Annotated in this window: 12 protein-coding genes and 1 pseudogene; 7 read left to right on the top strand and 6 right to left on the bottom strand. The window is 64.7% G+C overall.

Annotation, left to right across the window (positions count from 1 at the left end; genetic code table 11):
• Positions 1–510, top strand: a 510-nt coding sequence (locus tag Q0319_RS04835) for a 7-cyano-7-deazaguanine synthase (protein ID WP_299451301.1), incomplete at its 5' end; no start/stop codon positions are given.
• A gap of 34 nt (positions 511–544) precedes the next feature.
• On the opposite strand, the gene Q0319_RS04830 is transcribed toward Q0319_RS04835, so the two are convergent.
• The 4 genes and pseudogenes from Q0319_RS04830 to Q0319_RS04815 all read right to left on the bottom strand — a co-directional run bounded on the left by Q0319_RS04830 (position 545) and on the right by Q0319_RS04815 (position 5,128).
• On the bottom strand, positions 545–1,507 hold the full coding sequence (locus tag Q0319_RS04830; RefSeq protein ID WP_296465651.1) for a D-2-hydroxyacid dehydrogenase: 963 nt from the start codon (positions 1,505–1,507) through the stop codon (positions 545–547).
• A gap of 145 nt (positions 1,508–1,652) precedes the next feature.
• Positions 1,653–2,930, bottom strand: a pseudogene (locus Q0319_RS04825) (malic enzyme-like NAD(P)-binding protein); the annotation flags it as partial.
• A gap of 458 nt (positions 2,931–3,388) precedes the next feature.
• On the bottom strand, positions 3,389–4,081 hold the full coding sequence (locus tag Q0319_RS04820) for a GntR family transcriptional regulator (protein ID WP_299451299.1): 693 nt from the start codon (positions 4,079–4,081) through the stop codon (positions 3,389–3,391).
• A 72-nt stretch (positions 4,082–4,153) separates the two neighbouring features.
• Complete coding sequence (locus tag Q0319_RS04815; RefSeq protein WP_296465657.1) at positions 4,154–5,128, bottom strand: tripartite tricarboxylate transporter substrate binding protein; 975 nt, start codon at positions 5,126–5,128, stop codon at positions 4,154–4,156.
• 148 nt (positions 5,129–5,276) lie between these two features.
• Between Q0319_RS04815 and Q0319_RS04810 the strand changes: the two genes are divergently transcribed.
• The 3 genes from Q0319_RS04810 to Q0319_RS04800 all read left to right on the top strand — a co-directional run bounded on the left by Q0319_RS04810 (position 5,277) and on the right by Q0319_RS04800 (position 9,707).
• Positions 5,277–6,866: an AMP-binding protein gene (locus Q0319_RS04810; protein WP_296465659.1), complete on the top strand. Its 1,590-nt coding sequence runs from the start codon at positions 5,277–5,279 to the stop codon at positions 6,864–6,866.
• 54 nt (positions 6,867–6,920) lie between these two features.
• Positions 6,921–7,694 carry a citryl-CoA lyase gene (locus tag Q0319_RS04805; RefSeq protein WP_296465662.1) on the top strand — a complete coding sequence of 258 codons (774 nt, stop codon included), beginning with the start codon at positions 6,921–6,923 and terminating at the stop codon, positions 7,692–7,694.
• 162 nt (positions 7,695–7,856) lie between these two features.
• On the top strand, positions 7,857–9,707 hold the full coding sequence (locus tag Q0319_RS04800; protein WP_296465665.1) for a PhoX family phosphatase: 1,851 nt from the start codon (positions 7,857–7,859) through the stop codon (positions 9,705–9,707).
• Positions 9,708–9,804: 97 nt separating this feature from the next.
• Here the strand turns inward: Q0319_RS04800 and pcaD are convergent, their stop codons facing one another.
• Both pcaD and pcaB read right to left on the bottom strand, forming a co-directional pair.
• Complete coding sequence (pcaD, locus tag Q0319_RS04795) at positions 9,805–10,974, bottom strand: 3-oxoadipate enol-lactonase (RefSeq protein ID WP_296465668.1); 1,170 nt, start codon at positions 10,972–10,974, stop codon at positions 9,805–9,807.
• A gap of 2 nt (positions 10,975–10,976) precedes the next feature.
• Positions 10,977–12,350 (bottom strand): 3-carboxy-cis,cis-muconate cycloisomerase, encoded by a 1,374-nt coding sequence (pcaB, locus tag Q0319_RS04790; protein WP_299451294.1) that lies wholly within the window; start codon positions 12,348–12,350, stop codon positions 10,977–10,979.
• 235 nt (positions 12,351–12,585) lie between these two features.
• On the opposite strand from pcaB, the gene Q0319_RS04785 reads away from it, so the two are divergent.
• The 3 genes from Q0319_RS04785 to Q0319_RS04775 are packed head-to-tail and all read left to right on the top strand — an operon-like array spanning position 12,586 to position 15,627.
• Entirely contained in the window at positions 12,586–13,404 is an 819-nt protein-coding gene (locus Q0319_RS04785) for a citryl-CoA lyase (protein WP_299451292.1), read from the top strand.
• Between the two features lie 54 nt (positions 13,405–13,458).
• Positions 13,459–14,427, top strand: coding sequence for a tripartite tricarboxylate transporter substrate binding protein (locus Q0319_RS04780; protein ID WP_296465687.1), 969 nt, complete (start codon positions 13,459–13,461; stop codon positions 14,425–14,427).
• 48 nt (positions 14,428–14,475) lie between these two features.
• Positions 14,476–15,627: a CoA transferase gene (locus Q0319_RS04775; protein ID WP_296465690.1), complete on the top strand. Its 1,152-nt coding sequence runs from the start codon at positions 14,476–14,478 to the stop codon at positions 15,625–15,627.
• Positions 15,628–15,641: the final 14 nt, after the last annotated feature.

The raw sequence follows: 15,641 nt of genomic DNA, 5'->3' as shown, positions 1-15,641 counted from the left end.
GAAGACCACACCATTGACTTGTCGGTGCTCGGCAAGATCAGCGAAACCGCCCTCACGCGCGAGACCGAGATCCGGCTGACGGATGCCGGACTGCCCAATACCTTCGTCCCGGGGCGCAACCTGGTGTTCCTGACAATGGCCGCCGCGCTCGCCTATCGCCGTGGGCTGGACGTGGTGGTGGGCGGCATGTGCGAGACGGACTTTTCGGGCTACCCGGACTGCCGCGACGACACGATCAAGGCCCTGCAGGTGGCGGTGTCGCTCGGGATGGGGCAGCGCTTCACGTTCGAGACGCCCTTGATGTGGCTGGACAAGGCCCAGACTTGGCAGCTCGCATCCGACCTGGGCGGCGACGCGTTGGTGGAGGTCGTCGCCGAATACAGCCATACCTGCTACCTGGGAGATCGCAGCAAGCGTTTCGACTGGGGGTATGGTTGCGGCACTTGCCCGGCCTGCGAACTGCGTGCCGCAGGATACGGCCGCTGGCGGCAGGCGTCCGGCGGCGCGTGAGAACGCGGGCGGCCGCGAGGGCCGCCCGAACGGCTTACTTGGGCAATACGACGTTCCGCGGCTGGCCTGCGACGAACGCTTCCAGGTTGTCCACCAGCTGGTCGGCCAGGGTTTGCATGGCTTCCTGGCTGGCCCAGGCCACGTGCGGCGTCAGGATGAAATTGGGCTGTTTGACGTGCAGCAGGGGGTTGGTGTCGGCCGGCGGTTCGCCGTCCAGCACGTCGAAACCTGCTCCGGCGATCGTGCCGTCGCGCAGGGCCTCGGCGAGCGCGGCTTCGTTCACCAAGCCGCCGCGGGCGGTATTGATGAGCAACGCCGTGCGCTTCATGGAGGCGAGCTGTTCGCGGTCGATCATGTTACGCGTGGCCGGGGTGAGCGGCAAATGCAGCGTGACGACGTCGGACGTGCGCAGCAGTTCCGGCAGCGGCAGGTTCTGTACGCCCGGTTCGTCCACCGGCGTGCGGCTGGTCACGCAGATTTCCATGCCGAAGGCGCGCCCCAGCGCTGCGACGGAACGTCCCAGCGCGCCATAGCCCACGATGCCGAGTCGGCTGCCGGCCAGGTCGCGAATGGGATGGTCGAGAAAACAAAACTGCTGTGACTTCTGCCATCTTCCCGCTTCGACGTCGGCCGCATAGGCGCGCAGGTTGCGGCGCAGGGCCAGGATGAGCGCGAAGGTATGTTCTGGCAGCGAGGCCGTGGCGTAATTGCGGATATTGGAGACCACGATGCCGCGTTCTTGGCACGCGGCGAGATCGAGGATGTCCGTCCCCGTCGCGGCGACGGCGATCATTTTCAACTGGGGCAGTTGGTCCAGCACGTCGCGGCGCAGCGGCACCTTGTTCGTGATCGCTATGGATGCGTCGCGTAGCCGATCGACGACTTCCTCGCGTCGCGTGATCTCATGATCGACCCAGGTATGCGGAAACGCCGGGCGGCGAATGGTGGCCTGCAGGCTGGCGCGATCGAGGAAGACGATTGTGTGCGGGGACGACATGGAGCGCTCTCTCAAAGTGAGCCCGCCCCCGTCTCGCCAGCGGACCGGCGATGCGCCGGATCCGCTGCGACGCAGCGGCGGGTGACGACACAGGTTTAGCGTGCGCTGCGAAACTGGAAGGGGCAGGCCCTTCCAGCCGGCTTCAGCGTGCGAGCGACGAGTTTATTAAGGATTCGCGGTATGCGTCGATGTCGGCGATGGGCCGGCGGGCGACGCCCGAATCCATCGCGGCCAGCGCCACGGCGGCAGCGACGTTGCCAATCAGGCGGGGATCGAACGGCGTGGGGATGAAGTAATCCGGGCCGAACTCCAGCTTGCGGTTGGGATAGGCCTTGGCGACTTCCGGCGGGATGGGTTGCTGTGCCATGTCTGCAATGGCGTTCACGCACGCCAGTTTCATTTCGTCGGTGATGCGCATCGCATCGACGTCGAGCGCACCGCGGAACAAGAACGGGAAGCAGAGAACGTTGTTGACTTGGTTCGGGTAGTCGGAGCGGCCCGTCGCGATCAGGCAGTCGGAGCGTGCTTCCTTGGCCAGCTCGGGACGGATTTCCGGCTCGGGGTTGGCCAGCGCGAGGATCAGCGGACGCAGCGCCATGGAGGCAACCATTTCGGGCTTGAGCAGCCCGCCCGCGGAGCATCCCAGGAACACGTCGGCGTCTTTGACCGCCTCGGCCAGCGTGCGGGCCGGGCTGGTGGTGGCATAGCGCGCCTTGTTGAACTCCATCGACGCATCGCGACCTTCGTAGACGACGCCCTTGGAGTCGACGAGAAGAATGTTTTCCTTCTTCAGGCCTTGCCGGACCAGCAAGTCCAGGCAGGCAATGGCGGCGGCGCCGGCGCCCGAGCACACCAGCTTGACCTGGTCGAGCGATTTCTCGGCCAGCTTCAGGCCGTTGAGTATCCCGGCCGAAGCCACGATCGCGGTGCCGTGCTGATCGTCATGGAAGACGGGGATGGACATCCGTTCGGCCAGCTTGCGCTCGATGTAGAAGCATTCGGGCGCCTTGATGTCCTCGAGGTTGATGCCGCCGAAGGTCGGTTCCATCATTGCGATCGCATCGACGAGCTTGTCGGGATCGGTCTCGGCGAGTTCGATGTCGAACACGTTGATGCCGGCGAATTTCTGGAACAGGCAAGCCTTGCCTTCCATCACGGGCTTGGCGGCATACGGTCCGATGTTGCCCAGGCCGAGCACGGCGGTGCCGTTCGAAATCACCGCGACCAGGTTGGACCGCGAGGTGTAATAGCGCGTGGCCTGCTGTTCGTTGGCAATCGCTTCACACGCGGCAGCGACGCCGGGCGAATAGGCCAGCGACAGGTCCTGTTGGTTGTCGAGCGGCTTGGTGGGGACGACGGAGATTTTTCCGGCGACGGGAAACTGGTGATAGGCGAGAGCCTTCTCGGTAAGTGAGGGATCCATTCTGTTTGATATGTGAAACGATCAGCAGCACGTGAAATCACATTGTATGCCCGCTTCAACGAAGAATACTGAGGATTTATTGCGGCCGGGCCGGCGGCGCCTGGCTGATCGCGCCTGCCTGGGCAGGCGAAATGAATGCGTGGGCCGCCGCATGCCTGACGGGCAAGCAGGGCCATCACGCAGCGAGGAGATCATGCAATGCAGCATTTCTTGCCCGCCGCGCTTTACCGATGAGAGCGACATGCCTCACGAATACATATCAAGCGGCGATGTGGTCACTGCTTACGCTGCGCAACAACCCGTTCCCGTCTTGATGCGCGCGTTTCCGCAACGCGGCGCGCGCGGCACGCGGCTCGCCACGCCCTGCTCTATCGGTGCGCGTCCTCCTTTATCGGCGGCTGGCGCCCACAGTTGCGCAGGGGCAACTTGGATGGGCGACGCAAGCTTGCCGGCCGGTGTCAAACGCTTCGCAGCATGCGCGTGAGCCTGGCCTTATAGGCCGCGCGAATGTGCTCGCGCGTGATCTGTTCGGCTAGGTCGGGGTCGCGCTGCTCTAGCGCGGCTACCATCTCCTGGTGCTCGCGCGAACTGCTTTGCGCACGGCCCGGTACGGCCAGCGTGGTCGGGCCCAATAGCGACAGGGACTCCTGTAAAGAGTTCAGCGTCTTGAGCAGATATCGGTTGTGGGCGCAGCGGTAGAGGGTTTCGTGGAAGAACCGGTTGTTGGCGGCCAGCAGTTCGGGCTGGTCGATCCATTGCGCATCGAGGTCTGCGATTTCGCGCAGCGCGGAGATCTCCACGTCCGACGCGTGGCGGGCGGCCAGGCGCGCCGCCGTGCCTTCGAGTACCTCGCGCATGACGTAAAGCTCACTGATCATGCTTTGATCGAGCTCAGTCACGACCAGGCCGCGGCCTGATTCATTTACCACAAGCCCCTCGCTCTCCAGGCGCCCCAAAGCTTCGCGCACGGGTGTGCGGCTCAGCCCCAGCAGCCCTGCGAGTTCGATTTCGCGCAACCGGGTGCCTGGGGCCAATTCGCCCGAGAGTATGGCCTGGCGTACGTATCGATAGGCTTGCTCGCTGCGCGAGTGTGCGGACTGTCCGAGACGCTTCGCGCTCGATGCGTCAGGCGTCGTCTTGGATTTGGCCATGGACGGAGGCAAGGCGGATGAAAGCAGCGATCATACCGAAGCTGGCGCCCCGCCTTGCCCCCCGGTCGCGGGTCAGCGCCCAGCCTGCGAAGCCTTGGAAGGCTTGAGCAAGGTCGCCCAGCGTGTGATCTCCGACCTCACGAAGCGATCGAATTCTTCCGGCGTCGACACGTGGACCTCGCCGTCGATGACTTCCAGGCGTTTTGCCACCTCGGGATCGGCAAGGCTGGTCCGCAGTGCGGCGTTGATCTTGTCGATGATGGGCTTGGGCGTGCCAGCCGGAGCGAAGACTCCCCACCAGACCACGGCTTCGAAGTCTTTGATGCCCTGCTCGGCAATGGTCTTGACGTCGGGCGCCGATTTCAGCCGGTTGCGGCCCGAGGTGGCCAATAGCTTGGCGCGCTTGCTGTCCAGGTGCGGCTTGATTTGCGACAGCCCGGTGAAGGCGAGGTCGACCTGTCCACCCGCGACGTCCAGCATGGCTGGGCCGGCACCCCGATAGGGAACGTCCACGATGTTGATCTGGGTTGCGGCCTTGAACAGCTCGGTGGCCAGGTGCGTGGCCGAGCCTTCCCCGGAGGTAGCGATCGTGAGCTTGCCCGGGTTCTTCCGCGCAAGCTCGAGCAACTGCGGGATGTCGTCCGCCTCGAGCGAGGATCTCGCGGCCAGGCCCATGGCGTAGGTAATGACGAGCCCCACCGGGGCAAAGTCGTCGGGGGTCTTGTACGGCAGCTTGGGTAGCAGCGTCGGATTGGTGGCGAAGCTCGGGCTGACGATCAGCAGCGTATAGCCGTCAGGCTCGGCCTTGGAGACGACCTCGGTGCCGGTGACCGTATTGCCACCGCCTCGGTTTTCGATGATGACAGGCTGTTTGATGGTCTGGGAGAGTTTGTCGGAGAAGGCGCGGGCGATGAAATCGCCCCCGCCGCCGGGCGCGAACGGCACGACGATGCGAACGGGTTTCTCGGGATAGTTGTCGGCCGGTGCCGCGTGGGTGGGCAGGGCGAAGGCGGCCAAGCAAAGGGCTGCGCCGAGGGCGTACTTCATGTCTCCTCCTGTGAGCGGGCCTAACGCCCGTACATAAACGGAAGGCGGCGCGACTCATCATCGCGTTTCATAGTTGTGAATACAATTGTGCACGTGGGTATTCACTAAGTAAACTGCCGGCTCGGTCGACTCGCGAAGCAGCTTTGCCATGAAGAGCCCTCTCGGCGTGATCAACAGCTATCGCCCGCATGACGGGACCTTGCACGACGCATTCCGAAGCCGCTGTGCAAGCCGGGCGGATGAGCTTTTCCTGGTACAGGACGACGTCCGCTGGACTTGGCGGCAGTTCGGCGAGCTATACGAACGGCTGACTGGAGCGTTGGCCGCGCGCGGCATTTCGCGCGGAATGCGGGTGGCCATCGCGGGGCGCAACGATAGGGCGCACGTGCTGGCGCTGTTCGCGCTGGCGCGGTTGGGCGCGATCATGGTGCCAGTGAATCCGGACTTCGGGCCGCGCGAGATGACTTATGCACTGCGGCATGCCGACGTGCAGGGAATCATGGCCGAGTCGCGCCTGCTCGGGCTGATCCGTCCCATCGCCGATGAGTTCGAGACGCGTCCGTGGCTGATGGTGACGGACGCGCCGCAGGACGATCCGGATTCGCTGCAGGCGGCCCTGCAGCACGATGCCGCGGCATCGCTCCCGTTGCCGGCTTCGACCGATACCTGCGTCATCATCTATACGTCGGGCACCACCGGATTTCCCAAAGGCGTGATGCACAGCCAGTACAACCTCGTGACCGCCGGCGAGGCCAACGTGGCGCGCGTGCATTTGCAACCCGAAGACCGGGTGATGATCATCCTGCCGTTCTTCCACATGAACGCGCTGTTCTATTCGGTCGGCGGTGTCCTCGCGTCGGGCGCCAGCATGATTCTGGTGCCGCGGTTTTCGGCCTCGACGTTCTGGCAGGTGGCGGCAGACAACGGTGCGACCGTGGTCAACATCATCGAGGCCATCGGTACCATCCTCGCATCGCGCGACCGCAGCGAATACCGGCCCGACCACAAGCTGCGCGTGGTGTATGGCGTGCGCAAGAAATCCGCGCCAGTGTTCCGCGACGAGTTCGGCGTGCGTCATTTGTTCTCCGGCTTCGGCATGACCGAAATCCCGGGCGTGACCTGCAACCCCTACGATGGGCCAGACAAGCCCGGCAGCATGGGCGTGGTCGGTGCGCATCCCGACCCTTCCCGCCCGTGGGCGCGCTGCCGGGTGGTGGACGACGAGGGCCGGGACGTCGGCGTGGACGAAGTGGGCGAACTATGGGTATCCACGCCTATCGTCATGCAGGGTTACTTCCGCGATCCCGAGCAGACGCGCCAGGCTTTCGAGGGCGAGTGGCTCAAGACGGGCGACCTCGTGCGGCGCGACGCGGACGGGTTCTTCTTCCACATCTCGCGCAAGAAGGACATCATCCGCCGCCGAGGAGAGAATATCGCGGCGGCAGAACTCGAAATGGTGGTCAACGAGCATCCGGCCGTGTTCGAAGCGGCGGCACTCGCCGTCCCGTCCGAGTTGGGCGAAGACGAGATCCTGATGGTGGTTGCGCCGCGCCAGGGGGCGTCGCTGACGGAGCGCGAAGTTGCCGAATGGTGTCGCGCAAAGCTGGCCGCCATCAAGGTGCCCCGCTACGTGGCGCTGCTGGACGAGCTGCCCCACACGCCTACCCACAAGATCGCCAAGAACGTGCTGCGCGAGGACCCGCAGGTCAAGGCCCGCATGGTGGACATGCAAGCCTGAAACGGCGGCCCGCATCGGGCACAATGTGAACGAACCATCGAAGGAGACAGGCCCATGGCCAAGCGCAAGCAATTGAGAACCGACATCTGTTGGAGCACCGAAGACAAGATCGTCATCAAGGGCCTGGACCTGTGCCGGGACATCATGGGCAAGGTGTCGCTCGGCGACATGGCGTTTCTGGAGATGATGGACCGCCTGCCCAACGAGCGCGAGTCGCGCGTGTTCAATGCGCTGGCCGTCATCCTGGTCGAGCACGGCATGACCCCGAGCGCCATAGTCACGCGCTTGACGTTGTCGGGGGCACCGGAGGCCATGCAGGCGGCGGTGGCAGCGGGCTTGAGCGGCCTGGGCAGCGTCTTCGTGGGCAGCATGGAGAACGCCGCCCGCATGTTGCAGGAGGCCCTGCCGGATCCTTCCCAGCCCGGTGACATCGCCGCGCTCGCGGCGCGCATCGTCGACGAGCATGCCGCTCGCCGGCGCACCGTGCCCGGCATCGGGCACCACATCCACAAGCCGGTGGATCCACGCGCGCCGCGGCTATACGAAATCGCCCGCGAAAACGGTTTCGACGGCCCGTACATGGCTTTGATGCAGGCGGTGGCCGAGGCTGCCCAAGCCCGGTTGGGCAAGCACTTGCCCGTCAACGCCACGGGCGCCATCGCGGCAGTGGCCAGCGAACTGGGCGTCCCCTGGAACGTGGTGCGGGGCATCGGCGTCATGTCCCGCGCCATCGGCTTGGTGGCCCACGTGCTGGAAGAGTTGCGCGATCCCATGGCCCGCGAGATCAAGGCCATGGTCGAGGAACAGGCCACGGCGCATTTGCGCTGAACCGCCGCGCCAGGACGGTGCTCGCGGCTAAGTTTGCAGGCGGACGCGCGCATCGTCCGCTTTTTTTGTTTCGTCACGCGGGTGTCACGAAGGACTTTTAACCTCGCGCTCGGATCGGCTGCCAGGCAGCCGGACGATCGTTCTCCACGCAAAGAGGTTTGAATGTCCTACCTGACAGATAAGTTGCGGGCCCCGTACCGCGAAGCCGAAGGGGAGCTCACCGTTCCCGGCCAAATGCTCGAAGAGATCGTCGCTGCCAATCCGGCGCGCCGTACGTGGTTGAGAAACAGCTTGGGCCTGTCGGTGCTCTCGGTGTTTGGTGCAACCTCGCTCGCCGCGTGTGGCAGCGACGGGGATGATCCCGCGACGGAACCGGGTCCGGGTGACGGCGGCGCCGGTCCGGTCGAGCCCGATTATTCGGTCACGTTCAAGCCGTTGGATGACAAGATCACCGCCGACACGGTAACCGTGCCCGAAGGCTACGTGGCCGAGGTGTTGTACTCCGCGGGCGACAAGTGCGTGATCGGGTCTGCTGGCTATGTCGGGATCAAGCAGTCGTGGCCAGCGACGGAAACCCAGGCCGGAGGACAGCACGATGGCATGCACTACTACCCGCTCGAGGGTGTAGACCCGAACCGGGGCGGCCTGCTGGCGGTGAACCACGAAAGCATGGATTCCGCGACGCTGGACGAGAGCGGCCCCTATGCGGTCAAGACCCGCCTCTCCAATGTGGGCGTATCGGTGATCGAAATCGCGCGCGGCGAAGATGGAAAGTGGTCGCTCAAGACGGACTCCCGCTACAACAAGCGCTATACCGGCAACACGGTCTATAAGGTAGGCGGGCCGGCCAAATCGCGGGTGGGAGAGACCGTGACCGGCACGCTCAACAACTGCTCGAGCGGCGATACGCCGTGGGGCACATACCTGACCTGCGAAGAAACAACCAACAACTACCTGGATCCGTCACAGCCGGCCGAGGGCTATGGATGGGTGGTCGAGATCGACCCTTACGATCCCGATTCGACAGCCGTCAAGCGTACCGCCATGGGCCGCTTCAGCCACGAGAATACGGCCTACATGGTGGACGAGGATCACCGCGTCGCCTTCTACATGGGGGATGATTCGACACCCGGCTGCATTTACAAATTCGTGCCCAGCAAGCCGTACGATCCGGCCAATCGCGCCAACAACAAAGACCTCCTGGACGAGGGAACCTTGTACGCTGCGCGCTTCAATGACGATGGGACCGGCAATTGGGTCGAACTGACGGTAGGTAAGAACAACCTGACGGCGGGCGCTACCGATCCGGGCAACTTCACCCAGCGGCCGACCGGCGAGGTCGTGACCGGTACCATCATCGATTTCAACACGCAGGCCGACGTTCTGGTCAACACCGCGGCCGCGGCGCGGGTGGCGGGCGCCACGCTCATGGATCGCCCCGAGTGGATCACCGTGGGCGCGGACAAGACGGTGTATTGCACCTTGACCAACAACAGCGGCCGCCAGCGCCCCAGCGCTGCCAATCCGCGCGCCAACAACCTTCATGGCCACATCATCCGCTGGAGAGAGCGCAATGACTCGCCGCTCGCCACGACGTTCGAATGGAGCCTGTTGCTGCTGGGCGGCCAGGACGAGGCGGATGGTGTCGCCGAAAACGTGACGGGCAATATCAAGGGAGACGTGTTTTCCAGCCCGGACGGCATACGCGTGGATCCCAAGGGCCGCCTGTGGGTACAGACCGACATGGGCAATACCGCGGTCGACGGGCCCTACGTCAGCGTGTTCGGCAACAACGCGATGTACTACATCGATCAGGAAACTGGCGAATCCAAGCGATTCCTGGTGGGACCGCAAGGGTGCGAGATCACGGGCATCGCCTACACCCCGGACCTGGCGACGTTCTTCATCAACATCCAGCATCCGAACAAGGGCTGGAACACGGTCGCGGGCAATGACGCACGGTCTGCGACGGTAGTCGTGCGCAGGCTCGATGGCAAACCCGTGGGCGCCTGAGCGAGGTCGACAAAAAACCGACTTCCGTTGCGAACGGAAGTCGGCGCGTTTCGGAGGCATCGCGGCGCGACATCTTGCGGCGCCGCGAGCCCGCTCCTCAACCTTGCTGCTTGTGCTTCTCGATGATTTTCGCGGCGAGCTGGAAGCCCGTGTTGGCAGCGGGCACGCCGCAGTAGATGGCAGCCTGGACCAGGGTTTCTTCGATCAGCGCGGGTTCGATGCCGGCGCGCAGCGCCGCCCCGACATGCAGTTCGAATTCTTCCCAGCGGCCCATTGCCAGCATCATCGACAGCACGGCAATCCGGCGGGTCGTGTCGTCGAAGCGGCTCGAGGTCCAGACTTCTCCCCACGCGTAGCGGGTGATGAAGGCCTGGAACCGGCGCGTGAAGGGCGTAATCGAGGCGGTGCGCGCATCGACATAGCTTGCGCCCAGCACCTGGCGGCGGCGCGCCATGCCGTATTCGTACCGATCCTGTTCGGTCGTGACCGGGGGCTCGGTCAGGAACTCGATGAGGGTGTCGCAGAACTGCAGCGGAACTTCGTTCGCAGCGATGTGGGCGGCGGGCAGCATGCGGACCATGGCGCCGGGGATCTTGCCGGCGATGAATTCGCCTGCGGCCGGCGGCGTGGAAATGTCGCGTTCGCCGGTTACGACCAGCGTGGGGACATTGATCCGCTGCAGGTCGTCGGCGATTTGCATGTCGCGGATGGCGGCGCAGCATCCCGTATACCCGGTCGGCGAAGTCTGCAGGAACGTGTTGCGTACGCGTTGATAGGCGATGCTATTGCGTTCTACGTATTCGGGCGTGAAGAAGCGGCCCATCGCCATGTCGACGATGCTTTCCATGCCGTTGGCGCGCACGGTGTCGATGCGGGTCTGCCAGGCCTTGGGATCCATTTGCGCCGACGTATTGCAGAGCACCAGGTGCTTCAGGCGCTGTGGCTTGTTGATGCCGTACCACATGCCCACCATGCCGCCCAGCGAAACGCCAGCGTAGTCGAAGGTATCGCAGCCCGCGGCAGTGGCCACCGCATCGAGGTCATTGCCGAGCTGCTCGAGCGTGTAGTCGCCCGCCGGGGCGTCGGAGGCGCCGTGGCCCCGCGCGTCGAATCGGATGACGCGGAAGTGCCGCATCAAGCGGGGCAGGACGTCGTCCCACACTGAAAAGTCGGTGCCGATGGAGTTGCCGAGCACCAGCGGCGGAAGGCTCGGGTCTCCGTCGCTGCGCCAGTAAATGCGGGCGTCGCCGCTCAGAACGTGTGGCATGTTCAGTCCTCCTGAGTTTGCGAGTTCAGTAGTGCTTTTTGTTCTTGCCATTGATACAGCACGGCGCTGCACATGGGCTGGCAGGCAGCGACCTGGGGCGCGGGGCCGGCCAGGGTGTCGATGTCTTCCTCGCTCAAGACGGCCGTCACTTCCGGCAGGCGCTTGAGCAGTTCGGCCACCGGCGTGCGCTGGGCGATCGCCTGTTCGCACACTTGGCCGACGATGCGCTGGGCCTGGGCCGGCCCGAGCAGGGCCGACAGTTTCAGCGAAATGCCTTCGGAATAGACGACGCCGTACAGGCGGTCGATATTGGCCTGCATCGCGTCCGCATCCACGCGCAGGCCTTCTGCGATGTCCCGTGCGGCGGCAATGCTACTGGCCGCGAGGCTGAACAGCTCGGCGAGCACGGGAAGCGCATTGGGCCAGGTGCCCAGGCCCCGCTCGTGTTCTGAGGCCAGCTCGCCTGCAAGAATGCCGGCCAGCGAAGGCGCGCGGTAGGACGCATCAAGCAAATACATGCTGGAGACGGGATTGCGCTTGTGCGGCATGGCCGATGAGCCGCCCCGCCCTTCCCCGCTGGGTTCGAAGGCTTCGGCGACCTCTGCTTGCATGAGCAGCGATACGTCGCGTCCGATCTTGCCCAGCGCGCCGCACAAGATGCCGAGCTCGCTGCCCAGGCGGGCCAGGCGGTCCCGGCCTCCTTGCCAGGAAATGGCGGGAACTTCCAGTTGCAGGCGCTCGGCCAGCGCCCGGGCCACGCGTTGCCCTTCCCCGTAATGCGTGGCCAGCGTGCCGTTGGCCCCGCCGAACTGCAGCGCGCAGGCTTCGTCGCCGGCGCGTTTGAGGGCGACTGCGCATCGCCCGGCCGCATCGAGCCAGCCGGCGAGCTTCCAGCCGAACGTGACGGGTGCCGCCGGCTGGACCAGGGTGCGGCCCAGCAGTGGCGTGCGGCGATGCGCTTCGACCTGTGCGGCGAGCGCATCCCCGAGCTTGACGAGATCCGCCAGCAAGAGGTCGAGCGATTGCCGCGCGAGCCAAACCAGCGCCGTATCGGCAATGTCTTGGCTGGTCGAGCCATAGTGCACGTAAGCCGCTGCCCGGTCATCCTTCTTTGCGACGGCGCCCTTGAGTGCCTTGACCAGCGGGATGGCCAGCGTGCCGGCCACGCGGGCGTCGGCGGCCAGCTTGGCGGGCTCGATGGTGAACGTCGAGCAGGCATCGATGATTGCAGCGGCCGCGTCGGCCGGGATGACGCCGCAGTCGCGCTGGGCGGCGGCCAGTTCCGATTCGAAGCGGATCATCGCGGCGATCACGGCTTGATCGGTCCAGAGTGCGCGAATTGCCGGCGTCGAGAAGAATGCGTTGAGAGCGTCCATGATGTCGGTTGCCGTATCGAGAGGCCTCCCGCGCGGTCGGCGGGAATGGGCATGACGATAGCATGACGGGTGTGCTGTTTTCGGGCCGACGCCCGGGAGACGGCCAGCGCCATTTTTTTGTGCGTCCGCCTTCGGCACCCATCGATACCAACGATGGTATGCATTGAACATCATCATTTCTGTCTTCGCCCTCGGTTGCCTAAGATCTCGCCAACGGCAACCGTAGGACGACAGCATGAAAATCGGTAAGGAAACCCAGCCCCGGACGCGTATTTCCACTTCGGACGAACACACCATCGTGGTTCGCGGAAGCGATCTCTGTGCCGACCTCATCGGCAAGCTCTCCTTCACCGATTATTTCCACCTCCTGGTTACCGGCCGGCGCCCCGATGCGGCGGCCGCGGCGGTGCTCGATGCCACCTTGGTGGCGATTGCTGAACACGGCCTCGTCCCTAGTGTCCAGGCCAGCCGCATGACGCTGGCGGCAGCACCGGAGGCGATGCAAGGCGCGGTGGCGGCCGGCATCCTGGGCTGCGGCTCCGTCATTCTCGGCGCCGCAGAGAATGCTGGCCGGATGTTTAGCGAAATCGACCGCGAGGCGGGGCCGCAAGGCGAGATCGCCGCGGCGGCCGAATCCGTGGTGCGCGCCTACCGGGCCGCCGGCCGCGCGATCCCGGGCTATGGGCACCCCCTGCACAAGGCGCGGGATCCCCGCGTCGACGCTTTGTTCGACGTGGCGGCGCGCCATGGCCGCAGGGGCCGCTTCGTTGCCATTGCGGAGGCGGTCGAGCGCGTCATACCCGCTGTTGTCGGGAAGGACCTCAAGCTGAATGTGTCGGCCGCGATTCCGGCCGTGCTGCTGGACGTGGGCTATCCGGTGGCGGCGTTGAAGGGCGTGCCCATCCTTGCGAGAACGGCGGGCTTGATTGCCCACCTGACCGAGGAGGTCGAGCACTCCATTGGATTTGCGCTTTCTTATCAGGCCTCGCGCGAAGTGGTGTACGAAGGCGAGGTTCCTCCCGGGTGGGCGGGCGGTACTTCCTCCCACCCCTGACATCTGCCGCTGCTAGCCGGCGGCGTCCAAAAGAACGAGAGCTGGAGACAAGGAATGAAAACCACGAAATGGCTGGCTGCATGCTTCGGTTTGGCTTTATTCGCCGCGACGGCAGCGTCGGCGGCTTCCCCCGAGTGGCCCACCAAGCCCATACGCGTGATCGTCGGGTTCGCGGCAGGAACGCCGCCGGACGTATTTGCGCGCATGTATGGGGAATATGCGACCAAGACGCTGGGCGTTCCGTTCGTCGTCGAGAATAAGCCGGGCTCTGCGGGCAACCTCGCCGGCGCAGCGGTGGCCCAGGCGCCGGCCGATGGGTACACGATCCTGTACAACGTTTCGACGGCGTTCACGATCAACCCGTTCATCTACGGCAAGCTGCCGTTCCAGCCGGAAAAAGACCTGGTTCCGCTCTCGACCTCAATGAGCCAGGGGCTGGTGCTCATCGCGGGGCCGCAGTTTCCTGCAAGCTCTCTCAAGGCGCTGCTGGAACAGGCGAAAGCCAAGCCGGGTTCGATTTCACACGCGTCATACGGAGCGGGAAGTCCCTCTCACTTGGTGATGGAATGGCTCAAGGACGAAACCAAGACCGATATGTTGCACGTCCCGTATCGGACTTCTCCCATCCCCGACCTGATGGGCGGGCAAGTCGACGTGGTGCTTGAGCCCATGGCAAGCGCCCACCCGCTGATTGCCTCCGGCAAGGTCAAGGCGCTCGCCTACTCGGGCCCGCAGCGCCATCCTGCGCTGCCCGATACGCCGACGTTCGCGGAAGTCGTGCCGAATCTCGCGATGATGTCATGGCATGGCTTCTGGGCCCCCGCCGCAACGCCCCCGGCCGTGCTTGAGCGGTTGCATGCCGCCTTGCTGGAGGCCAGCAAGAATCCTGACCTGCAGCGGCGCATACGGGAGCTGAATTCGGAGCCGCTGGGCGTGAGCCGCGCCGAGATGGCGGCCATGGTGCAGCGGGACGCGGAAATCTACGGCCGCATCGCCAAGACGCGCAATATTCACGTTGATTGAACTGCCCGCTTGCCGGGTGCAGCGAACACGCATTCAATGGAAGCATCTATGCCCAAGGTACTCGAGGGAATCAAGGTTCTGGAACACGGGACGTTCATTACCGGGCCGGCGGCCGGCATGCTGCTGGCTGATCTTGGCGCCGAGGTGATCAAGATCGAACAGCCGCAGACGGGCGATCCGTTCCGGGCATTCCGGGGAGGTCTCTATAGCCCGCATTTCCAGACCTATAACCGCAATAAAAAGAGCGTGACGCTCGATACCAAGGTGGCGGCAGATGCGGCAGTGTTCGACGAGCTGGTCCGCGAGGCCGACGTCTACATCCAGAATTTCCGGCCGGGGGCGGCCGAGAGGCTGGGTACGGGCTCGGATCGGCTGCGCGAAATCAACCCTCGGCTCATTTATTGCGCCATCAGCGGCTTCGGGCAGGACGGGCCGGCTGCGCGCCGCCCCGCTTACGATACCGTGGCGCAGGCCGCGAGCGGCTTTCTACGCTTGCTCGTCAATCCTGCCAACCCGCGCGTGGTCGGCCCGGCGATGGCCGATGCGCTGACCGGCTTTTATGCGGCATACGGCATCTTGGGCGCGCTGATCGAACGCCAGCGCACCGGCGTGGGCAGGCGGGTGGACGTTTCCATGCTGGAGGCGATGTGCCACTTCAACCTGGACGCATTTACGCACTATTTCTCCGAAGGCGAAATCATGGGGCCCTATAGCCGGCCGAGCGTCTCGCAGTCGTATGTGCTGGCGTGCCAGGACGGCAAATGGATCGCCTTGCACATGTCTTCGCCCGAGAAATTCTGGCGCGGCCTCGTGCAGGCGATCGAGCGCCCTGGGTTGCTGGAAGACCCGCGTTTTTCCACGCGGGAGGGGCGCATCCGCAACCAAGATGAACTCATCGAGATCCTTGGCGAGGCATTTGCCGCCCACCCGCGCGCCTATTGGTGCGCGCGGCTCGAAGCGCAGGACGTGCCGCATGCGCCGATGTACGACACCAGCGAAGTGTTGGAAGATCCCCAGGTGAAACACCTGCAGCTCGAAGTCGAGACTGAGCATCCTACCGTGGGGCGCTGGAGGACAGTACGTTCGCCGGTTTCCTACGACGGGCAACGTCCTGTGGAGGTGACCGCCCCGCCTACGCTTGGCGAGCACAACGATGCCGTGTTGGGGGCGGTGCGTGAACGCTTGGCTGCGAGGCGCTGAGCGGGCCCGGCGCG

The organism is uncultured Pigmentiphaga sp. (assembly GCF_937950555.1).
In the GTDB taxonomy this organism is placed as follows: domain Bacteria; phylum Pseudomonadota; class Gammaproteobacteria; order Burkholderiales; family Burkholderiaceae_B; genus Pigmentiphaga.
The sequence above is the reverse complement of the archived record's forward strand: the minus strand, read 5'-3'. Positions and strand labels throughout refer to the sequence as shown.